This window comes from Stenotrophomonas sp. Steno-Z10-BAI (assembly GCF_056393115.1).
Genome location: NZ_JBWJOZ010000006.1, coordinates 205659 through 226421 on the forward strand (window position 1 = coordinate 205659; position 20763 = coordinate 226421).

The following is a 20763-nucleotide window of genomic DNA, read 5'->3' on the forward strand; positions in this document are numbered from 1 at the left end:
GACTGCGTGGGTGCCGGCCAGCCGCCGGCACTACCACGGCCCATGCATCTTTACGGCACCGCGCTGCGCACCTGCAACGTTCCATCCACCTTGCGCCCATCTTCCAGGCTCAGCCGCAACGGCAGCTGCGCCCCCTCTTTCAGCGCCACCTCCGGCTGCATCAACATCAGGTGCAGACCACCGGGTTTCAGCACGACCGTCGCCCCCGCCGCGATCGGCAGGCGTTCGACCGCGCGCATGCGGCTGACGCCGTCGACCAGCGTGGTTTCGTGCAGCGAGACATCGCCGAACGCCTTGCTGCCGGCGGCGACCACCACCACCGCCTCGCGGCAGTCGTTGTGGATCTGGCCGTAGCCGGCCGCCATCGGCATCGCACCGGGCGGCAGGCGCACCCACCCATCGCGCAGTGACACACAGGCCGGCGTTGCGGCCCACGCGGATGTTGCGAACGCACACAATCCCAACAATACGCACACGAATGGTTTGGTTATCATCGGCTTCGTTCCCTGTCCGCAACGAGACTGCAGCATGACGACGCTCATCGAGGTGATCAACCACGGCCCCATCCGCGAACTGCGGCTGGCCAGGCCACCGGTCAATGCGTTGGACACCGAGCTGTGCCGGCACCTGATCCACGCGATCAACCAGGCGATGTCCGATGATGTGCACGGCATCGTGCTGTCCGGCAGCGAGCGCATCTTCAGCGCCGGCATGGACGTGCCGCACCTGCTCGGCCACGGCGATGACAAACACAAGCTGCTGGACAGCTGGCAGGCCTTCTTCGGCGCCGTGCGCACCCTGGCCGAGTGCCGCGTGCCGGTGGTCGCCGCCATGACCGGGCACGCCCCGGCCGGCGGCTGCGTGCTCGCGTTGTGCTGCGACTATCGGATCATCGCCCGCAGCCCCGACGCCGCCCATCCCACGGTGATCGGCCTGAACGAAGTGCAGGTCGGGCTGGTCGCGCCGGAAGGCATCCAGCGCCTGATGCGCCGCGTGGTCGGCCACCACCGGGCCACCACCCTGCTGGTCGGCGGCGAAATGGTGCCGGCCGAGCGTGCGCTGCAGATCGGGCTGGTCGATGAGGTGGTCGACGCCAATCTGGTGGTTGCCCGTGCCGTGGCCTGGCTGCAGGGCCTGCTCACGCTGCCGCGCCAGCCGATGCTGCTGACCCGCGCGATCGCCCGTGCCGATCTCCACGAGGCCCTGCACGCCGATCTGATCCAGCTGGATCGCTTCATCGAGGCCTGGTACGCCCCGGACGCCCAGCAGGCGCTGCAGGGACTGGTCGCGCGGCTGGGAAAGGGATGACCCACCACGGTTGAAGCGCGCCCGCGCACACCGGTAGTGCCGGCCGCTGGCCGGCTTCCCTACACCTGTACCTGACGAGGAGCGGGCCAGCAGCCGGCCCTACCGGAGCCCGTATAATCGGCGCCAGTCCAACCCAGGTTGCCGCCTTTGTCCGCCACGCACGAACCCGTCGTTTCCGAGCTGATCGACCTACTCTCGCTCGAACGCCTGGAAGACAATCTGTTCCGCGGCCAGAGCCGCGATATCGGTACCAAGTATGTTTTTGGCGGCCAGGTGCTGGGCCAGGCGCTGTCGGCCGCCCAGAAGACGGTCGAGAACGGCCGTCACGTGCATTCGCTGCACGCCTACTTCCTGCGTGCCGGCAACATCGACCACCCCATCGTCTATGACGTGGACCGCACCCGCGATGGCGGCAGCTTCTCCGTCCGCCGGGTCACCGCGATCCAGCACGGCAAGGTGATCTTCTTCTGCGCCGCTTCGTTCCAGCAGGCCGAGACCGGTGCCGAGCACCAGCACAAGATGCCCGAAGTGCCGCAGCCGGAAGACATCGAACCGAACCAGCCGCTGCCGCAGGCGGTCCTGGATCGTCTGCCGATCAAGGTGCAGCGCTGGCTCTCGCGGGGCGGCCCGTTCGAGTTCCGCCATGTCTACCCGCGTGACGAACTCAACCCGCCCAAGCGCCCGCCGTACCACCAGGTCTGGCTGCGCCTGAACGAGACCGTCGGCGATGCCCCGGAGCTGCATCAGGCGCTGCTCGCCTACGCCTCGGACTTCCACCTGCTCGGCACCGCGACCTTCCCGCACGGCATCAGCTACTACCAGCCGCATGTGCAGATGGCCTCGCTGGACCATGCGATCTGGTTCCACCGCCCGTTCCGCGCCGACGATTGGCTGCTGTACTCGCTGGACAGTCCCAGCGCGCAGGATTCGCGTGGCCTGGCGCGTGGCCAGTTCTTCACCCGCAACGGCATCCTGGTCGCCAGCACGGCGCAGGAAGGCCTGATCCGCGTGGTCGACGACAGTGCCGCGGCTGCCGCCGTGCCGGCCAAGGACTGACATGAGACAGATCTTCAACAGCCAGCGAGTGGAAACCGTCGAAGGCGTGGCCCAGCTGCTGCGCGACGCCGGCATCGAGGTGCGCATCACCAACGGACGCTCGTACCACAGCAAACGCGGCAGCCAGTTCAGCTATCTGGACAAGGAAAAGGCCACTACCCACCCGACCCTGTGGGTGGTGCATGCCGATGACCAGCCCCGCGCCCGCGAGATCCTGCGCGATGCGCGCCTGCTCGAAACCACCCGCCGCGATCACCCGACCGCGCAGTTCGCGTTCCGCGACGAGGTCGCCCAGAACGATGCGCCGCGCAACTGGGCCTGGCGCATCCGTATCGGCCTGCTGCTGGTGATCGCTGCCGTGGCGATGGTGGTGGTCATGCGCCACCGCAGCGCCCCGGTCGCGGCGCCCGCGCCGACCCCGACCGTGCAGCCGGCGGCGTCGCCGACCGCACCGGCAGCCACCCCGCCGGAAGAAGAGGAAGTGCGGGTCCGGATCCAGCCCACCGAGTAACAGGTAGTGCCGGCCGCTGGCCGGCTCCTCGTGCGGTTGGAAGCCTGCAGAGCCGGCCGCTGGCCGGCTACCCGGTCACATCCGGGGCCGGCACGCGTCATGATGGGACCATCCCCGGGGGAGGACATCGTGACGACGCATCCGCTGACCACCACGCTCGAACGCGAGCTGCCCGCTGCCGCAGGCGGCTGCCAGCAGTCGTATGGCCGCATCGTGCTGGCCTGCCAGAACACGGTCACCGCGATCGCGCTGGCGATCACCCGCGATGTGCATGCCAGCGAGGACATCGCGCAGGAAGCGTTCATCAAGGCCTGGCAGCAACTCAACCAGTTGCACAGCCATGCCAGCTTCCTGCCCTGGTTGCGCCAGATCACCCGCAATCTCGCCCGTGACTGGCTGCGCGCCAACCGCGGCCGCCCGCTGTCCGGCGAGGCCGCCGAGATCGCCATCAACATGGCTGCCGACCCCAGCCCCAGTGCCCCGGATCATCTGCAACGGGTAGAGGAAGAACTGGCCGCCGAAGACATCATCTCGGCGCTGCCGGAAGACAGCCGCGAAACCCTGCTGCTCTATTACCGCGAAGGTCAGAGTTCGCAGCAGGTCGCCGATCTGCTCGGGCTCAGTGATGCCGCCGTGCGCAAGCGCCTGTCGCGTGCACGTGCCACCGTCCGTGAGGAGATGCTGCGTCGCTTCAGCGACTTCGCCCGCAGCAGCGCGCCGAGTGCCGCCTTCGCCACGACCGTCGTATCGATGGTGCTGGTCGCCGCCCCGGGCACGGCCAGTGCTGCGATCCTGCTGGGCACCGGGCTGGGCACCGGGAAGCTCGGCCTGGGCGGTGCCAGTGTCTCCGGCGGTGCGGCAATGGGCTCGTTGACGGCAGCGGCCAGCCAGACACAGGTGTTTCCACCGGATCTCGCCTGGGGCGCGATCATCGGCGGCATGGTCGGCGGCGTGCTGGGCAGCTACCTGGGCGGCCGTTATCTGCTCTCATATGCCGAGAACGAAAGCGAGCGCGCAGCGATCCGCAGGTTCGTCCACTACAGCACCTTCACTGCGATGCTGGTCTGCATGGGCGTATTCGCCTTGGGCTTCCTGCCCCTGGCCTGGTACTGGCCATGCGTGGCGCTGGCGATCGGCCTGGGCGTCGTCAACTATCAGTGCCTGGTCCCGCTGCAGCGGATCATGGCGCCGATGATCGCGCGCGATGCGGCCCGCCACGGGCGCACCGGGGCGAACTGGAAATATCAGTCGTTGTACGGCCCCAAAGCGCTGTGGGCCATGAATCTGCTGGTGGTCGGCACCATCGTCTGGGCGATGTACAGGAACGGCCGCATCTGATGGACGAAAAGCGCCGGTCGATGACCGGCGCTTTCGTTACACACCACCGCCATACCGCTTACTTCGTGGCCGGTGCCTTCGGCGGCATCGGCGGCTTGCCATCGCGATGCTTGCCATCGCGATGATCACCACGCGGGCCACCGAACGGGCCCTTGGCCGCATCGAACTCGGCCCTGCTCAGCTGGCCGTCCTTGTTGGTATCGGCTGCGGCAAACCAGGCATCACGATGCTGCTTCATGCGCAGCTCGCGGTCGGCCTTGTCCAGGTAACCATCCTTGTTGACGTCCATCGCATCGAAGCGCGCGGCCAGGCGCGGGTCGGCCTTGGCCTCCTCGCGGCTGATGCGGCCGTCCTTGTTGGTGTCCAGCTTGGCCATCCAGTCGCCATGCCCACCCGGGCCACGCCCGTGGCGCTTGCCGTGCCAGCGCGGCAGTTCCTCACGGGAGAGCTTGCCGTCCTTGTTGGCATCGAGCGTGTCGAACTGCGCAGCCAGACGGGGCGACTTGGCCGCTTCGGTGCGGTCGATGAAGCCATCGCCATTGGTGTCCAGCTTGGCACGGGCCGGCTTGTCAGCGGCGGCGGGGGTATCGGCAGCGACCGCCAGGCCGGCAGCACCGGTGGACAGCAGCAGGGCCAGCAGCAGGAGGGATTTGCGGTTGCGCATGGGTAACTCCGGTTTGTGAGGGAAACTGCGTGCGGTGCATGGCACCCACACCGGTAACAACGCGTGGGCGCCAGCACCGTTGACAGCCCGGCCAGCCGTGTTCATTTGGCAGACAGTCGCGGCGGCTGCGACGGCACGGGGCTATGCTGTGGGCATGGCAATACACGGCGACCGCGACGACGAGCTGCGACTGTTCCAGACCGGTGACCACCCCTGTGGCTATTGGCCGGAACGGGCCGCACGCGATCTGGTGCTCGATCCCAACGATCCGCGCCTGGGCACGCTGTACCCGATGGCGCTGGGCTGGGGCTTCCGCCGCTCTGGGGATCTGGTCTACCGCCCGCATTGCGCGGACTGCCACGCCTGCGTAGCCGTGCGCATCCCCGTGGCCCGCTTCGCACCGGACCGCAGCCAGCGTCGTTGCCTGGTCCGCAATGCGGATCTGGAAGTGCGTATCGTCGCCGCCGAACAGACCGAAGAGCAGTTCGCGCTGTACCACCGTTACCTGTCCCACCGGCACGCGCAGGGCGGCATGGACGAGCACGGCCCGCACGAGTTCGACCAGTTCCTGATCGGGCGCTGGTCGCAGGGGCGTTTCATCGAAATCCGCGCCCCGGGCGAGGACGGCCATCGCGGCCCGCTGCTTGGGGTCGCCGTGACCGATGTGACCCCGCAAGGACTGTCGGCGGTTTACACCTTCTTCGATCCGGACCAGGCCCATCGCGGCCTGGGCACCTTCGCGATCCTGCAGCAGATCGCCTGGGCCCAGCGCGAGCAGCTGCCGCACCTGTACCTGGGCTACTGGATCCGCGACCACCGCAAGATGGACTACAAGCGCCGGTTCCGCCCGCTGGAGGCCTATGACGGCCGCCGCTGGCACGCCTTTGATGACGAATTGGACGGCCGCTGACGCATCACTGACACCGCGCCGGGTGCAAAATAGGCGGATGAAAGCCCATCCCCTGATCCTTGCCCTGGCCCTGCTCTGCGGCGCCTGCGCACAGACCCCTGCCAAGACCGCCGCCATGCCGGATCCCGCTTCCGCGCCGCTGCGGATCGCCACCTACAACACCTCCCTGTACAGCGACGAGACCGGCGGCCTGATCGCCGAGCTCGAAGGTGACAGCGAACACGCGCGCAAGATTGCCGCCGTCCTGCAGCAGGTCCGCCCGGATCTGGTGCTGCTCAACGAGTTCGATTACGACGACGCCCATCGCGCCGCTGATCTCTTCCAGAAGCGCTACCTGGAAGCCGCCCAGCCGGGCGGCGGTGAGCCGCTGCATTACGCCTACCGCTACCTCGCCCCGGTGAACACTGGCGTGCAGAGCGGCCTGGACCTGGACAACAACGGCGAGATCGGCGGCGAAGGCCGCGCCCGTGGCAACGATGCCTGGGGCTACGGCCTGCACCCGGGCCAGTACGGCATGCTGGTGCTGTCGCGCTACCCGATCGATGATGCCAAGGTCCGCAGTTTCCAGCTGCTGAAGTGGAGCACGATGCCCGGCGCCCTGCGCCCGATCGACCCGCATACCGGGAAATCCTTCTACAACGACCACGTCTGGTCGCAGCTGCGCCTGTCCTCCAAATCGCACTGGGACGTACCGGTGACCACCCCGAACGGCACCGTACACGCCCTGGTCTCGCACCCGACCCCGCCGGTCTTCGACGGCCCGGAGAAGCGCAACGCCGCCCGCAACCACGACGAACTGCGCCTGTGGCAGGACTACCTCAAGGACCGCGACACTTCATGGCTGTGCGATGACCGCGGCCACTGCGGCGGCCTCGCGCAGGACGCGCGCTTCGTCATCCTCGGCGACCTCAACAACGACCCGGTCGATGGCGACGGCCGCCACGAAGCGATCGTCGAACTGATCGAAAACCCCCGCGTCCTGCGCTACCCCACCCCGCGCAGCGTCGGCGCCGAGCAGACCAGCCTGGCCTATGCCGAGAAAGGCATCACCCGCAAAGGCGCGCCCTTCCATGCCACCGGCGACTTCGGCCCGAAATCCGGCACCATGCGCCTGGACTACGTCCTGCCCTCGGTCGGCTTCAGCTACATCGGCAGCGGCGTGTTCTGGCCTGCCAATGACAGCCCGGAAGCAAAAATCGCCGACGGCAGCGACCACCACCTGGTGTGGGTCGACCTGAAATAAAGTCTGCTCCGTATTCAACGAAAAACGGCGAGCCAAGGCTCGCCGTTTTTTTGTCCTGCCATTTTATGCCCCGCCGTTGGATCCGCCCAACCGACCCTCCACGAAGAGGTGATCGGGCAGCCCGATGAAGGACCGTGTGCGGCATGGATGCCGCACTACGAGCCCCCAAGGATGGGTTTACGGCGTGTCCTGCATCGGGCTGCCCGATCGCCTCAGACCGACAGCAACCAAGGCGCCAGCTTCGGCTTAGGCTTGGGCCTCAAACCCACCTCAAGACCGCAACTCGATCCCGATAGCCTCAGCCGCCTCACGCGCAATCTTCCGCGCCTCCTCGATATCCCCACCGCGCGCCAACGTCACACCCACCCGGCGATGCCCGTGCACACTCGGCTTGCCGAACAGGCGCAGCGCCGAATCCGGATGCACCAGGGCTGCGGCCACATTGCTGAAGAACGGCACACCCTCACCGTGCGCCAACATCGCACACGACGCCGACGGACCACTCTGGCGGATCACCGGAATCGGCAGCCCCAGAATAGCGCGCGCATGCAGCGCGAACTCACTCAACTCCTGCGAGGCCAACGTCACCAGACCCGTGTCATGCGGCCGCGGCGACACCTCGCTGAACCACACCTCGTCGCCCTTCACGAACAGCTCGACCCCGAACAGCCCCCAGCCACCCAGCTCATCGGTGATCGCCTGCGAAATCTCCTCCGCCCGCGCCAGCGCACGCGGCGACATCGGCTGCGGCTGCCAGCTCTCGCGGTAATCACCATCCTTCTGCCAGTGCCCGATCGGCGCACAGAACGACGTCCCGCCCGCATGACGCACGGTCAGCAGCGTGATTTCGTACTCGAAGTCGATGAAGCCCTCCACGATGCAGCGCCCGGCACCGGCGCGGCCACCGGTCTGCGCATACTCCCAGGCCGGCGCGATGTCGGCCTCCTGGCGCAGCGTGCTCTGGCCCTTGCCCGAGGAAGACATCACCGGCTTGACCACGCACGGCAGCCCGATCGCAGCGACCGCCGCGCGGTACTCGGCGTCGGTATCAACGAACCGGTACGGCGAGGTCGGCAGACCCAGGGTCTCGGCGGCGAGCCGGCGGATGCCCTCGCGGTCCATGGTCAGGCGTGCCGCACGCGCAGTCGGCACTACCCGCAGCCCCTGCTCCTGTTCCAGCTGGACCAGCGTCTCGGTATGGATCGCCTCGATCTCCGGCACCACCAGATGCGGCTTCTCCAGTGCGATCAGCGCGCGCAGCGCCATGGCGTCGAGCATGTCGATCACGTGCGAACGGTGTGCCACCTGCATCGCCGGCGCGTTGGCGTAGCGGTCGGCAGCGATCACCTCCACCCCCAGCCGCTGCAGCTCGATGGCGACTTCCTTGCCGAGTTCACCGGACCCCAGCAGCAGCACACGGGTGGCGGAAGGAGACAGCGGCGTACCGAGCGTGGACATGGCGATGTTCCGGGCAACAGGGGCGGGAGGGCATTCTAGCCGGTGCCGCCGCCGCGTGGCCGGCTGGGGCGGCACTTGCGAAGTGATATCAATTTGATATCTTCCAATCAACTACCCAAGGACGCCCTGCCATGAAAGAGAAGTCGATCCGCTCGCTGTCCGGCCTGCCCTTCCTGCTGCTGGTGCTGGCCCTGACCGCGGTGGCCGTGTGGATGTTCGTGGTCGGGGTGGACAAGGGAAACCGCAACCCGGCGCTGATCGTGGGCAGCCTGGTGCTGGCCACCACCGCCCTGCTCAGCCTGGTCGGCCTGTATACCGTGCAGCCCAACCAGGCGGTGGTCGTCAGCCTGTTCGGCAAGTACGTCGGCACCGTCAAGGAGAACGGCCTGCGCTGGAACAACCCGTTCTTCACCAAGGTCAAGGTGAGCCAGCGCGTGCGCAACTTCGAAAGCGGCAAGCTCAAGGTCAACGAGCTCGACGGCAGCCCGATCGAGATCGCCGCGGTGATCGTGTGGCAGGTGGTGGATGCTTCCGAAGCGGTCTACAACGTGGACGACTACGAGAGCTTCGTGCACATCCAGTCCGAATCGGCGCTGCGCGCGATGGCGACCAGCTACCCGTATGACCAGCACGAAGAAGGCCAGCTGTCGCTGCGCAGCCATGCCGCCGAGATCTCCCAGCACCTCAAGGACGAGCTGGCCGAGCGCCTGGCCGATGCCGGCGTGCAGGTGATCGATGCGCGCATCAGCCACCTCGCCTATGCCCCGGAAATCGCCCAGGCGATGCTGCAACGCCAGCAGGCCAATGCGGTCATCGCCGCACGTACGCGGATCGTCGCCGGTGCGGTCGGGATGGTCGAAATGGCCCTGGCCGAACTGCAGAAGAACGGTGTGGTCCAGCTCGATGAAGAGCGCAAGGCGCACATGGTGAGCAATCTGCTGACCGTGCTGTGTTCGGATCGTGGCACCCAGCCGGTGGTCAACGCCGGTTCGCTGTATTGATGCACCAGCGTGCCGACCCAGGGTCGGCAGCTACCACCGCAACGCGGCGCCGAGGGGACGGCACGCGCTGTCGATAAAGGACCCCGCATGACCGAAAAGAAAGCGTACCCGCTGCGTATCAATGCCGACGTTCTGGCGGCGGCGCAGCGCTGGGCCGACGACGAGCTGCGCAGCCTCAATGCACAGATCGAATACGTGCTGCGCGATGCCCTGCGCAAGGCCGGACGCCTTCCCAAACCCACCGCCGACAAGGAGAGCAAATCATGAGCAGGCGCTGGAGCTATCTCACCGTTGAAGTGAAACCCAACCTGATGGGGATCGTCAACGCCGAGCAGATCCAGGAGGAACTGACCCGGCAGGGCCAGCTCGGCTGGGAGCTGGTCAACGCGATCAGCCTGGTGTCGGCACCTCCCTTCACGACGTCGGTACTGATCTTCAAAAAGGAGGCATGAAGTGAGTGCACCTCATCCCTTCGAGGTTGCCCCATCGCCGGTCTGGCGACTGCTGTGGCTGTGGGTTCCGCTGCTGCTCGTCGCCGGCCTGATGGTCGGCACCGCGCTGGACGCACCGGAGCGTTCGCACACCGAGCTGATGGTCACGCTGCCCTTCCTGGCCGTGCTGGCAGCCGTACTGACCTGGGCCTACAGCCGGCGTCGCATCGTGCTGCATGAGGACACGCTGGAAGTGTTGTCGACCTTCTACCGAAAGCGCGTGCCGGTCAGCGCGATGCGGCTGGACGAGGCGCACATCGTCGACTTCGCCGAGCATGGCCGGTACAAGCCCTCGATCAAGACCAACGGCTACGGCGTACCGGGCTTCCAGTCCGGGCACTACCGCATGGCCGATCGCAGCAAGGCGTTCTGCCTGATCACCGACAGCAGCCGCGTGCTGCACCTGCCGCTGCGCGATGGCAGCGCGCTGGTGATCAGCCCGGAACGCCCGCGGGTCCTGCTGGATGCGCTGCAGGCGCTGGCCGCGCGACCGCGCGCGCACTAAGCTGGCAGCATGCGCCGCCCCCCTGCCCTGCTGATCAACACCGCCGAGATCGAACTGTGGCCTGGCGGCCTGCTGCGTGCACGCGGCTCTGCCGACGCGCGCGCCCTGGCGCGCGCGCAGTGGGTCCTGCGGCGCAAACGCGATGGGCGCTACCTCGCCGTCGCTACCGCCCACGGCGTGTTGCCACTGGTGCCGCGCCTGATGCGCGAGCCGGGCATCGAGGAGGCACTGGATGCGCTGGACCGCCAGGTGCTGGATCGCCGCCGCGGCAGCGCGCCCGATGCGGTGCTGCCCCTGAGTGGACTGCAGCATCGCCTCGAAACCCTCGGGATTGATGCCGATGCCTACGAGGCCGCGAGCGGCCTGGCGCTGGAAGCCGAACCGGCTCAGCTGCACCTGGCCGGTTTCGACCGCTACCGGCGGCCCCTCTGGCTCCAGCGTGACGCCGCCCGTAGCTGGCAACGCCTGCGCGCGCGGGCCGCTGCCGATGGCATCGCCCTGGAGGCGATCTCCGGCTACCGCAGCCACGATTACCAGCTCGGGATATTCGCCCGCAAACGCAACCGCGGGCTGAGCGTGGAGGAGATCCTCAAGGTCAACGCCGCGCCGGGCTACAGCGAGCACCACAGCGGCTACGCGCTGGATATCGGCACACCCGGCGAACCGCCGGCGGAAGAATCGTTCGAGTCGACTGCCGCGTTCGCGTGGCTGGGCGAGCATGCCGGTCGCTTCGGATTCCAGCTGAGCTACCCGCGGGACAACCCGCATGGGATTGTCTACGAACCGTGGCACTGGTGCTGGCACGACGCCATACCCTGACCAGCGCGACCCACAAGGAGGGCGACCATGGACGATCAGAATCCCTACCAGGCCGGTGAGGTTCCCCCCACCCCGCCAACGGCACCGCACTGGAAACAGGTGCCGAGCGGGATCACCAGGCCAGTCACGCAGCTCTGGTTACTGGGCGCGGGACTCACCGTGTTCACCCTCGCCACGGGCGGCTGGACGTGGGTCACGAACCGGCACGTGTTCGCCATGATGAACTTCATCGCTGCTGCGATGGTCGGCTGCGTTTACCTGGGTCTGGCAGTGGGGGTCTACAAACGCAGCCGGATTGCGGCCTGCCTGACCGCTGCGTTGTGGGCATGGGTGTTCGTGATGCATCTGAGGCAGGACACCGCAGGCCTGACAGACACGCTTCGGAGGATGGGGATGATGCTGGTGATCGGGGTCGTGGTCCTCCGCGGCACCTTCGCCACCTTCCACCATCACCGCTACCTTGCGGCGAAGAAGCGCCAGCCAGCGCGGGCACGAATCAGCGACGACCCGGCCTTCGCGCCGAAGCCACCGGCCGCGTAGCCTCACCCCTGCGAGCGGTTGGTCGTCGCCTTCGGATCCACCGTGAAATCTGCGATCCGCCACAGGTACAGGCTCGCGTAGGTCCGGAACGGGCCCCATTTCTCGCCGCGGGCGAGCAGCTCCTTCGGGGTCGGCATCCGCTCGGCCTTGTCCACGCGCTGGGCGCCCTTGCGGACACCGAGGTCGTCCACCGGCAGGATGTCCGGGCGACCGAGCCGGAACATCAGCATCATCTCCACCGTCCAGCGGCCGATGCCGCGGATCGGGACCAGCGCCTCGATGATGGCGTCGTGGTCCATCACCGACATCCGACGCAGGTCGGGGATCTCTCCTGCGGCCTCGCGCCGGGCCAGATCGCGCAGCGCCAGCGCCTTGTTGCCGGAGACGCCACAGAGCCGCAGCCCGGGGTCATCGATACGCGCCAGCGTATCGGCGTGCAGCCGGGGGCTGCCGATGGCGGTCTCCACCCGCCCGACGATGGTCGAGGCGGCCTTGCCGCTGAGCTGCTGGAACAGGATCGCCCGTGCCAGCGCGTCGACCGGATCAAAGGTTTTCGCCCAGCCGGGCGGCGCCTGGATCGGGCCGAGCCGCTTCATCCACGTGCCCAGCCGCCGGTCGCGCCGGCTCAGCCAGTCATGCGCCTCATCGACATCGAAACCGCGGCGGTAGCGGGGCATGTCAGCGCCTCAGCGCGTTGAGGCCGTAGGCCAGCCAGCCGACCATCAGCGCGGTGCCACCGACCGGTGCCAACTGCGTACTGAGCGTCCACAACGCGCCAGCCACCAGGCTGCCGGAGAACAGCAGCGTGCCGATCAGCAGGACATACAGGGCCAGCCGACCCAGCGTGTTCTGCTGGGTCGGGCCGAGCACGGCCAGCGCCACCCCGTGCCCGAACGCGTACAAGGCCGCGGTGGTCACATGCGACTGCGCCAGTGGATCGGCGATGCCGTGCGAGGCGTAGGCCGACAGACCGACCCCGGTGGCCGCCAGCAGGCCGCCCAGGCCGGCCAGCAGGGAGGGTTTGCGCGTGCGTCGTTCCAGGTTGAGCATGCTTGCGTCCTTCAGACAATGCCCCGCTGCCGGAGCCAAAAAAAAACGCGCCGCAGGAAGCGGCGCGTTTCAGGTCGTGCGTTACATCACGGCAACCGTCGGTTTACTTGACGGCCCAGTAGATGTCGTACGTGCCTTCCGGAGTGAACGACTTGTCCACGCCGTCCTTCCAGGACTCGTACGGACGATCGATCACTTCGTTGCCGCCGGTCACCGACCACGCACGCAGGGCGTTGCGGGCGATGTCCAGGCCGGCCATGTGGCCGGTGTAGGCCGCGTGGGCCGAGCGATGCGGAGCAACGTGCACGTACTTGACCGGTGCACCACCGTCGATCTTCACCGTCAGGGCTTCGGCAGTCGCGCCTTCAGCACCCTTCTTCTTGACCGGCTGGGCCACGTCGAAGGCGTACTTCTCGGCGCCGAAATCGGTGGTGATGATGCGGAACGGACCGGCGGCTTCGAGGTTGTTGGCCTCCATGACGCGCTTGATCCACTCCTGGTTGTCCTTGATGGACTTGGTGATGGTCTCTTGGCCGCGATCCACGTTGCCGGCGGTGACGACCAGCAGGTCCTCGGCCGGGACGTCCACGATGGCCAGATCGGTCAGCGGAGCTTCGGCGGTGCGGTAGTCGATGTTCGGCACGGTGGCCAGCATGTTGGCCATGCGCGACAGACCCAGCTTCAGGTCGTCACCGGCGTGACGGCTGACGTACAGGCCAGCGTAACGACCGAACAGGTTGAAACCGTACTTGACGCTGTAGTCCTGCGTGATCTTGACGTTGCGGCCACCCTTGCCGGTCGGCTCCAGGGTGAAGCGGGTGGTCTTGTCGTGACCCTTGGAGGCGTCCTCGATCTTGATCGCCACGTGCTTGTTCTGCTCGGACTCGGTGATCACCCAGCTACCTTCGCCCAAGGAGCTTTCCTTGGAGGCGTAGTCCAGGCGTGCGCCGACGCCGGCAGCGGGGCCGGAGTATTTCAGTTCAACGGCGGGATCGCGCAGCAAGAGCGGGTTCCAGTCCTTGAAGCGGCGCAGGCTGTTGACCGTGTCGTACACGATCGTCATCTTGCGGTTGGTCTCGATGCTTTCGGAAATATGGCGCTCGCCCGGCAGACATACGCCAATGATGACGAACAGGCCAGCCACGATCCCCAAGGCGATCAGGAACTCGATAATACGGGTCATTCAGGAGTCTCCGGGGCCGATCCCACGGCCGGGTTGATTGAAGCGAAGCGCCAATCCTAGCAGGCTTCGCCGGTGTTGTTGATCAGGGTTGGCACACCGGTTTCCATGTCGGCAGCGGTTTTGCATAGACAAGGAGCGGAAAGATAACGCATCGCGCGTGTCAGCACGTAGCGGATGGACAATATTTCTTTGCCGGATTCGGCCGCTGGGACCAAGAATCCCCCTGCATCGCTTGCGCTGCAAGGGTTTCACAGAATTCATAAATTACTTGCGAACCCGCGGCCGCCCGAAGGCTGGCGCCGGGTCCGCAGGCTCAGACCAGCTGCAGTTCGAAGGCCTTGAGCACGGCGCGGGTACGGTCGCGCACGCCCAGCTTGGAGAGGATGTTGGACACGTGGTTCTTGATCGTGCCCTCGGCCACGCCCAGTGAATTGGCGATCTCCTTGTTGGAGAAGCCGCTGGCCATCAGCCGCAGGATCTCGGTCTCGCGGTCGGTCAACGGGTCCGGCCGGTCCAGGCTCACGAACTCGTTGCGCATGTGCTCCAGGCCCGACAGCAGCCGCTGGGTCACCGCCGGCTGCACCAGCGAGCCGCCATCGGCCACGGTCCGGATCGCGCCCACCAGCTGGTCCAGGGTCACATCCTTGAGCAGGTAGCCTTTGGCGCCGGCCTTCAGCCCGGCCAGCACCAACTGGTCGTCATCGAAGGTGGTCAGGATGATGGTCGGCGGCAGCTGGTTCAGCCGCGACAGCATCTGCAGCGCCTCCAGCCCGGACATCACCGGCATGCGCATGTCCATCAGGACCACGTCAGGGCGGACCTGCGGAACCACCTCGACTGCCTGGCGGCCATCGGCGGCCTCGGCGACCACTTCGATGCCGTCATCGAGCGCCAGCAGCGAGCGGATCCCCTGCCGCACCAGGGTTTGGTCGTCGACCAGGCAGACGCGAATCATCAACGCACTCCTTCAATGACAGCGGTCAGCATCAATACTGGCACGCCGGGTACCGAGGCACGAAGGCGGAAGCCCTGTCCCCGGCGGGTTTCGATCTGCAGCTCACCACCGCATTGTTGCAGGCGCTCGCGCATCCCGCGCAACCCATTGCCGACCACGATACCGTCGGCGCCCACCCCATCATCATGCGCTTCCAGCACCACGATGCCCGGCGCCTCGCGCCGGACCTTGATCCACAGGTTGCGCGCGCCGGCGTGGCGCACCGCATTGGTGATGATTTCCTGGGTGCAGCGCAGCAGCACGTGCGCGCGCTCGGGATCTTCCACGCTCAGTGGCTCGTCGATATCCAGGTGGATCTCCAGCGAGGGGACCTGCTCGGTCAGCGGGCGCAGCGCGGCGGCCAGGTCGATCGCACCACTGTCGCGCAGCTGGCTGACCGCCTCGCGCACGTCGGTCAGCAGCAGCTTGGCCAGGGTATGGGCCTGATGCACGTGTTCCTGGGCCTGGCCTTCGGTGATGTGGCCGGCCACTTCCAGATTCAGGCTGAGCGCGGTCAGGTGGTGGCCCAACAGATCGTGCAGCTCGCGGGAAATGCGGGTGCGTTCGTTGACGCGGGCGCTTTCGGCCAGCAGCACACGGGTGGCGCGCAGCTCGGTATTGAGCCGGCGCTGCTCTTCACGGGCATCGGTCTGCTGCCGCGCCACCAGGCTGGTCACGAAGATGAACATGGAGAAGCCGCCATACAGCAGCGACTGCATCACCGCTTCGAACAGGGAGAAATTCAGGATGAGGTAGTAGACCGGCAGCACCGCCAGCTGGCTCAGCAGCAGCCAGATCACGCCACCGCGCACCGGCAGCATCCACGGGATGACGCCGGCGGCGACCATCATCAGGATGCTGCCCAGCCCGGAGCCGCTCAGATAGCTCACGCCCAGCGCCGACGCGGTCAGCAGCACCAGCATGACCCGGTCGTACCAGCGCGAGTGGCCGCCGTTGCGCAGCCCGCGGGTCAGCCAGAAGTAGCCGGCGCCGAAGGCCAGGTACGCCGCGAACAGCCACAGCGCCCAGGCATCGACGCCTCCGCCGCGGCGCAGCAGTGCTTCGTACTGTGAGTAAACCAGAGGAAGTCCGACCATGACCCAGGTGAACAGGCCGGCCAGTCGCAGTACTCGGGTGTGGCTGAGGTATCCCAACATGGACGCATAGTAGGCTGAACCTGTTCCCCTGCACTCCCACAGAAGTCATGCCTGTCCGCTCGCGGGGGGAAGCCACCCATGCAATAATCGGACCGAGGGCCCCTCGATGGGCCAACCGCGTTACCCCACGGAGTCACAATGTCGATTGTCATCCGCGACGTGCGCGAGCACGAGCTCGATTCCGTCCTGGCCCTGAACAACAATGCCGGCCTGGCCATCCTGCCGTTGGATGCCGCCCGCCTGCGTCTGTTCTATGAAAGCGCTGAGTATTTCCGCGTCGCCGAGCGCGACGGCAACCTGGCCGGTTTCCTGATCGGCTTCGGCAGCGACAGCCAGCACGACAGCAGCAACTTCGCCTGGTTCAAGCAGCAGCTTGACAGCAAATTCTTCTATATCGACCGCATCGTGGTCGCCAGCCGCCGCCGCGGCGGTGGCGTTGGCCGTGCGTTCTATGCCGATGCGCAGAGCTACGCCGAGCTGCGCTACCCGCAGCTGACCTGCGAGGTGTTCCTGGATCACGGTGCCGATGCCGCCCTGCTCTTCCACGGCAGCTTCGGCTTCCGCGAGGTCGGGCAGAACAACATGGCCCACGTGGATGTGCGCGCCAGCATGCTGCTCAAGGACCTGTGCAGTTACCAGTGGGTGCACGACACCTACGGCGATCAGCTGCCGGATGTGCCTTGGGTAGGCCATCGCCGCGAGCCGCTGCGCGTGCAGCAGCAGACGGGGACCTGATCGGTGGCGGCGAACATGGATTTTGAACAGGCCGGTGAACTGAAGATTGGCCAGGTCGGCATCGCCAATCTGCGCATCCGCACCCTCGATGTCGAGCGCCTCACCCGTGAAATGCAGGAACGTGTCGCGCGTGCGCCGAAGCTGTTCGGGCGTGCGGCAGTGATCCTGGATTTCGGCGGGCTGAGCAGGATGCCGGACGTGGCGACCGCCAAGGCGCTGCTGGACGGCCTGCGCAAGGCCGGCGTGCTGCCGGTTGCGCTGGCTTACGGCACCACCGAAACCGACCTGCTTTCCCAGCAGCTCGGCCTGCCGCTGCTGGCCAAGTTCCGCGCCCAGTACGAGCGCGCCGAGGCCGAGCCGGCGCCTGCGCGCGTGCCGGTCGCCGAACCGCCGCCGCGCCGTGCGCGTGCCGCCGCTGCCGTGCCTGCGGCGCCGGCGCCCAGCGCTGTCGCCACCGGAGGCGCGCCCAAGCCGGGCCGCATGCAGACCGCCAACGTCCGTTCGGGCCAGCAGCTGTACGCGGAAAACTGCGACCTGACCGTCATGGCCACCGTCGGCGCGGGCGCCGAAGTGATCGCCGATGGCAGCATCCACATCTACGGTACGCTGCGGGGCCGTGCCCTGGCAGGTGCCCAAGGCAACACCACGGCGCGCATTTTCTGCCGTGAATTCCATGCTGAACTGGTCGCCATTGCCGGCCACTACAAGGTACTGGACGATGTTCCGGACTCCCTGCGCGGCAAGGCCGTGCAGGTGTGGCTGGAACAGGACCAGATCAAGATCGCTGCGCTGGATTGACGCAGCCCCCAAACAGAAGAATCAGGAGAAATCCTTTGGCTGAAATCATCGTAGTCACCTCCGGCAAGGGCGGCGTCGGCAAGACCACCAGCAGCGCCAGCCTGGCCTGCGGGTTGGCACGTCGTGGCAAAAAGGTGGCGGTGATCGACTTCGACGTCGGCCTGCGCAACCTGGACCTGATCATGGGCTGCGAGCGCCGCGTGGTGTACGACTTCGTCAATGTCGTGCACGGCGAAGCGACCCTCAAGCAGGCCCTGATCAAGGACAAGCGCTTCGACAACCTGTACGTGCTGGCTGCCTCGCAGACCCGCGACAAGGACGCACTGACCCAGGAAGGCGTGCGCAAGGTGCTCGACGATCTCATCGCCGACGGCTTCGAGTACGTCATCTGCGACTCCCCGGCCGGTATCGAGAAGGGCGCGTTCCTGGCGATGTACTACGCCGACCGTGCGGTCGTGGTGGTGAACCCGGAAGTGTCTTCGGTGCGCGACTCGGACCGCATCATCGGTCTGCTCGATTCGAAGACCCACAAGGCCGAATCCGGCAAGAACGTGCCGGCCTTCCTGCTGCTCACGCGCTACAGCCCGGTACGGGTGGAAAGCGGCGAGATGCTCAGCATCACCGACGTGGAAGAAGTGCTGGGCCTGAAGGCCATTGGCGTGGTGCCCGAATCGGGCGACGTGCTCAATGCGTCCAACAAGGGCGAGCCGGTCATTCTGGACCCCGAATCGGCGGCGGGCCAGGCATACGAAGATGCGGTGGGCCGCATCCTTGGCGAAGAGCGTCCGATGCGCTTCACCACCGTGGAGAAGAAAGGCTTCTTCAGCAAGCTGTTCGGAGGGTAAGCATGGGACTGTTCGATTTCCTGAACCGGAAGAAGACCACTGCCGAAACGGCCAAGAACCGCCTGCAGATCATCATCGCGCAGGAACGCAGCCACCGCGGCGGCCCGGACTACCTGCCCCTGCTGCAGCGCGAGCTGCTGGAAGTGATCAAGAAGTACGTCAACATCGACGCTGATGCGGTCAAGGTCGATCTGGTCAAGGACGGGGAGCACGATGTGCTCGATATCTCCGTCGCCTTGCCGGAAGGCCCGCAGCAGCCCTGATCGACATCGCCCCTTCCGCGTTGGAAGGGGCGGTTGAGCGGTAACCCATGAACGACGCTGCCCCCACCGCCGAACCGCAGGTCACCCGCGTCGGCGATATCCGTTTCGACGATGCCCTCGCCCTGCTCGCCACCCACGATCTGCACCTGCATCGTGTGGCCGATGGTGCGCCGATTCCGGGCAGCTACTGGGGCGAACCCGAAGCCGGCATCATCGGCAGCGACGTGTACGTCCGCGATGACACCCCCGTGCACTCGATGCTGCACGAAGCCTGTCACCTGATCGTGCTGCCGCCGGAGCGGCGTGCGCTGGTGCATACCGATGCCACCGATTCGGTGCCCGAAGAAGACGCCACCTGTTACCTGCAGATCGTGCTGGCCGGCAGACTGCCTGGTGTGGGCAGCGACCGCCTGATGCTGGACATGGATGCTTGGGGGTATACGTATCGGTTGGGGTCCACGAAGGCGTGGTTCGAACAGGATGCGGAAGATGCAAAGGCGTGGCTGGTCGAACGCGGCCTTCTTCCTGCGTAAATCCGCGCGCGCGGTCAGCCCTGCCCTGCCATCGCGCGCAGGGTGATGCCCACGATGTACGCCAGATACGTGCCCGTGGCGTAGCCCATCGTGCCCAACAGCACGCCGACCGGCGCCAGCGAAGGATGGAACGCCGCCGCCACCACGGGCGCGGAGGCTGGCCCGCCGATGTTGGACTGCGAGCCGATCGCGAAGTAGAAGAACGGCACCTTCAGCGCGCGCGCCAGCGCCCACAGCAGCACGATGTGCACCGCGATCCAGATCAGGCCGAGCAGGAACAGCCACGGGCGGTCCAGCAGTGCCAGCAGGTCCATCTGCATGCCGATGCAGGCGATCAGGAAGTACAGCAGCAGCGAGCCGAGCTTGGAGGCACCGGCACCTTCCAGGTTGCGCGCACGGGTGAAGCTCAACGCCAGGCCGCAGGTGGTGGAGATCACCACCACCCACACGAACGGCGCATCCAGGCTGAACTGCGAGGCCCAGGCGACATGCCCCTTGAACCATGCCGAGACCGGCCCGGCGATCGCGTGCGACAGCCCCACCACGCCGAAGGCGACCGCCACGATCAGCATCAGGTCGGTCAGGCTGGCCACGCGCTCATGCTGTGCCTGGAACGCCTGGATGCGCAGCTTGAGGGCATCGATGCCGGAGGTGTCGGCACCACTGCGCGCATCGATCTTTGCCGCGCGCCCGGCCATGAAGATCAGCACCGCCATCCACACATAACCGACACCGACATCGACCACCGCGAACTGCCCGAAGGTGGTCGCGTTGACATCGAACACTTCGCGCATGGCCAGCATGTTGGCACCGCCGCCGATCCAGCTGCCGGCCAGCGCCGCCATGCCCGCCCAGGTGTCACCGGCGACCGTCGCCGGGTGCAGCCACTTCATCAACTGGAAGGCGACCACGGCGCCGATCATGATGCTGAGCGAGGCGCCCAGGTACATCACGATCAGCTTCGGCCCCAACCGCAGGATGCCCTTGATGTCCACGGCCAGGGTGAGCAGCACCAGAGCGGCGGGCAGCAGGATGTCGCGCGCGACCGGGTTGTAGAGATGGGTGTTCTGGCCATCGATCAGGCCGACGGTGTTGTACACGCCGGGAATCAGGTAGCACAGCAGCAACGCGGGCACGTAGGTATAGAACCGCTTCCACAGCCCCTGCTCGCGCGAGGCGGTCCAGAACACGGCACCGAGGGTGGCGGCGATCAAGCCGAAGACGACGATATCGTTCTGGATCAGGGCGGGTGCTTTCACGGGGGATGGCCTGCGTAGTGCCGGCCGCTGGCCGGCAACCTCATGGATGTGGAACGCGCGATACAACCGCCAGCCAATGACCGGCACCACCGATAGCAAAGC

Annotated in this window: 26 protein-coding genes; 17 read left to right on the forward strand and 9 right to left on the reverse strand. The window is 66.6% G+C overall.

Annotated features, from left to right (window positions below; translation table 11 throughout):
* Positions 1–50: 50 nt before the first annotated feature.
* Positions 51–494: a copper chaperone PCu(A)C gene (locus AC06E9_RS15485; RefSeq protein WP_152153684.1), complete on the reverse strand. Its 444-nt coding sequence runs from the start codon at positions 492–494 to the stop codon at positions 51–53.
* A gap of 34 nt (positions 495–528) precedes the next feature.
* Here AC06E9_RS15485 and AC06E9_RS15490 point away from each other — a divergent pair, with 34 nt between their 5' ends.
* From AC06E9_RS15490 to AC06E9_RS15505, 4 genes are all read left to right on the forward strand, one after another.
* Positions 529–1308: an enoyl-CoA hydratase/isomerase family protein gene (locus tag AC06E9_RS15490; protein WP_478056357.1), complete on the forward strand. Its 780-nt coding sequence runs from the start codon at positions 529–531 to the stop codon at positions 1306–1308.
* A 147-nt stretch (positions 1309–1455) separates the two neighbouring features.
* A complete protein-coding gene (gene tesB / locus AC06E9_RS15495) occupies positions 1456–2364 on the forward strand; it encodes an acyl-CoA thioesterase II (protein WP_088432131.1) in 909 nt (302 codons plus the stop codon).
* Position 2365: 1 nt separating this feature from the next.
* Positions 2366–2875 carry a putative signal transducing protein gene (locus tag AC06E9_RS15500; RefSeq protein WP_478056358.1) on the forward strand — a complete coding sequence of 170 codons (510 nt, stop codon included), beginning with the start codon at positions 2366–2368 and terminating at the stop codon, positions 2873–2875.
* Between the two features lie 129 nt (positions 2876–3004).
* Positions 3005–4213, forward strand: coding sequence for an RNA polymerase sigma factor (locus AC06E9_RS15505; protein ID WP_282263310.1), 1209 nt, complete (start codon positions 3005–3007; stop codon positions 4211–4213).
* A 58-nt stretch (positions 4214–4271) separates the two neighbouring features.
* On the opposite strand, the gene AC06E9_RS15510 is transcribed toward AC06E9_RS15505, so the two are convergent.
* Positions 4272–4877 carry an EF-hand domain-containing protein gene (locus AC06E9_RS15510; RefSeq protein ID WP_478056359.1) on the reverse strand — a complete coding sequence of 202 codons (606 nt, stop codon included), beginning with the start codon at positions 4875–4877 and terminating at the stop codon, positions 4272–4274.
* Between the two features lie 154 nt (positions 4878–5031).
* On the opposite strand from AC06E9_RS15510, the gene AC06E9_RS15515 reads away from it, so the two are divergent.
* The gene (locus AC06E9_RS15515; protein ID WP_121043392.1) at positions 5032–5787 is read left to right on the forward strand and encodes an arginyltransferase; all 756 of its coding nucleotides are present in this window, start codon (positions 5032–5034) and stop codon (positions 5785–5787) included.
* A 37-nt stretch (positions 5788–5824) separates the two neighbouring features.
* A complete protein-coding gene (locus AC06E9_RS15520; RefSeq protein ID WP_478056360.1) occupies positions 5825–7030 on the forward strand; it encodes an endonuclease/exonuclease/phosphatase family protein in 1206 nt (401 codons plus the stop codon).
* A gap of 270 nt (positions 7031–7300) precedes the next feature.
* Here the strand turns inward: AC06E9_RS15520 and purT are convergent, their stop codons facing one another.
* A complete protein-coding gene (gene purT / locus AC06E9_RS15525) occupies positions 7301–8488 on the reverse strand; it encodes a formate-dependent phosphoribosylglycinamide formyltransferase (RefSeq protein ID WP_121043386.1) in 1188 nt (395 codons plus the stop codon).
* Between the two features lie 131 nt (positions 8489–8619).
* Between purT and AC06E9_RS15530 the strand changes: the two genes are divergently transcribed.
* The 6 genes from AC06E9_RS15530 to AC06E9_RS15555 all read left to right on the forward strand — a co-directional run bounded on the left by AC06E9_RS15530 (position 8620) and on the right by AC06E9_RS15555 (position 11844).
* A complete protein-coding gene (locus tag AC06E9_RS15530; RefSeq protein ID WP_088432124.1) occupies positions 8620–9489 on the forward strand; it encodes an SPFH domain-containing protein in 870 nt (289 codons plus the stop codon).
* Between the two features lie 87 nt (positions 9490–9576).
* Complete coding sequence (locus tag AC06E9_RS15535) at positions 9577–9756, forward strand: type II toxin-antitoxin system antitoxin (RefSeq protein ID WP_121043383.1); 180 nt, start codon at positions 9577–9579, stop codon at positions 9754–9756.
* Positions 9753–9941 (forward strand): DUF4177 domain-containing protein, encoded by a 189-nt coding sequence (locus tag AC06E9_RS15540; RefSeq protein ID WP_121043380.1) that lies wholly within the window; start codon positions 9753–9755, stop codon positions 9939–9941. The genes AC06E9_RS15535 and AC06E9_RS15540 overlap by 4 nt, the downstream gene beginning before the upstream one ends.
* Position 9942: 1 nt before the next feature.
* A complete protein-coding gene (locus tag AC06E9_RS15545; protein ID WP_478056361.1) occupies positions 9943–10485 on the forward strand; it encodes a PH domain-containing protein in 543 nt (180 codons plus the stop codon).
* Between the two features lie 9 nt (positions 10486–10494).
* Positions 10495–11304, forward strand: a complete 810-nt coding sequence (locus tag AC06E9_RS15550; RefSeq protein WP_478056362.1) for a M15 family metallopeptidase — start codon at positions 10495–10497, stop codon at positions 11302–11304.
* A 27-nt stretch (positions 11305–11331) separates the two neighbouring features.
* Positions 11332–11844: a hypothetical protein gene (locus AC06E9_RS15555; RefSeq protein WP_478056363.1), complete on the forward strand. Its 513-nt coding sequence runs from the start codon at positions 11332–11334 to the stop codon at positions 11842–11844.
* A gap of 2 nt (positions 11845–11846) precedes the next feature.
* Here AC06E9_RS15555 and AC06E9_RS15560 read toward each other — a convergent pair whose 3' ends face one another.
* The 5 genes from AC06E9_RS15560 to AC06E9_RS15580 form a co-directional block, all read right to left on the reverse strand.
* Positions 11847–12521: a DNA-3-methyladenine glycosylase family protein gene (locus AC06E9_RS15560; protein ID WP_478056364.1), complete on the reverse strand. Its 675-nt coding sequence runs from the start codon at positions 12519–12521 to the stop codon at positions 11847–11849.
* Between the two features lies 1 nt (position 12522).
* Complete coding sequence (locus AC06E9_RS15565) at positions 12523–12894, reverse strand: DUF423 domain-containing protein (RefSeq protein ID WP_121043365.1); 372 nt, start codon at positions 12892–12894, stop codon at positions 12523–12525.
* A 103-nt stretch (positions 12895–12997) separates the two neighbouring features.
* Entirely contained in the window at positions 12998–14077 is a 1080-nt protein-coding gene (locus AC06E9_RS15570) for a polyketide cyclase (RefSeq protein WP_152153664.1), read from the reverse strand.
* A gap of 313 nt (positions 14078–14390) precedes the next feature.
* Positions 14391–15032: a response regulator gene (locus AC06E9_RS15575; RefSeq protein ID WP_019184539.1), complete on the reverse strand. Its 642-nt coding sequence runs from the start codon at positions 15030–15032 to the stop codon at positions 14391–14393.
* Positions 15032–16228: a sensor histidine kinase gene (locus AC06E9_RS15580; protein ID WP_088432115.1), complete on the reverse strand. Its 1197-nt coding sequence runs from the start codon at positions 16226–16228 to the stop codon at positions 15032–15034. Before AC06E9_RS15580 ends, AC06E9_RS15575 begins: the two co-directional genes overlap by 1 nt.
* 138 nt (positions 16229–16366) lie before the next feature.
* On the opposite strand from AC06E9_RS15580, the gene AC06E9_RS15585 reads away from it, so the two are divergent.
* The 5 genes from AC06E9_RS15585 to AC06E9_RS15605 are packed head-to-tail and all read left to right on the forward strand — an operon-like array spanning position 16367 to position 19402.
* Entirely contained in the window at positions 16367–16963 is a 597-nt protein-coding gene (locus AC06E9_RS15585; RefSeq protein WP_088432114.1) for a GNAT family N-acetyltransferase, read from the forward strand.
* A gap of 15 nt (positions 16964–16978) precedes the next feature.
* Positions 16979–17761, forward strand: a complete 783-nt coding sequence (gene minC / locus AC06E9_RS15590) for a septum site-determining protein MinC (RefSeq protein WP_121043359.1) — start codon at positions 16979–16981, stop codon at positions 17759–17761.
* Positions 17762–17796: 35 nt separating this feature from the next.
* Complete coding sequence (minD, locus tag AC06E9_RS15595; protein ID WP_088432112.1) at positions 17797–18606, forward strand: septum site-determining protein MinD; 810 nt, start codon at positions 17797–17799, stop codon at positions 18604–18606.
* Positions 18607–18608: 2 nt separating this feature from the next.
* A complete protein-coding gene (gene minE, locus AC06E9_RS15600) occupies positions 18609–18869 on the forward strand; it encodes a cell division topological specificity factor MinE (protein ID WP_017355894.1) in 261 nt (86 codons plus the stop codon).
* A gap of 47 nt (positions 18870–18916) precedes the next feature.
* Entirely contained in the window at positions 18917–19402 is a 486-nt protein-coding gene (locus AC06E9_RS15605) for a hypothetical protein (protein WP_121043356.1), read from the forward strand.
* Between the two features lie 14 nt (positions 19403–19416).
* Here AC06E9_RS15605 and AC06E9_RS15610 read toward each other — a convergent pair whose 3' ends face one another.
* Positions 19417–20661 (reverse strand): DUF819 family protein, encoded by a 1245-nt coding sequence (locus AC06E9_RS15610; protein WP_183073818.1) that lies wholly within the window; start codon positions 20659–20661, stop codon positions 19417–19419.
* Between the last annotated feature and the right edge of the window lie 102 nt (positions 20662–20763).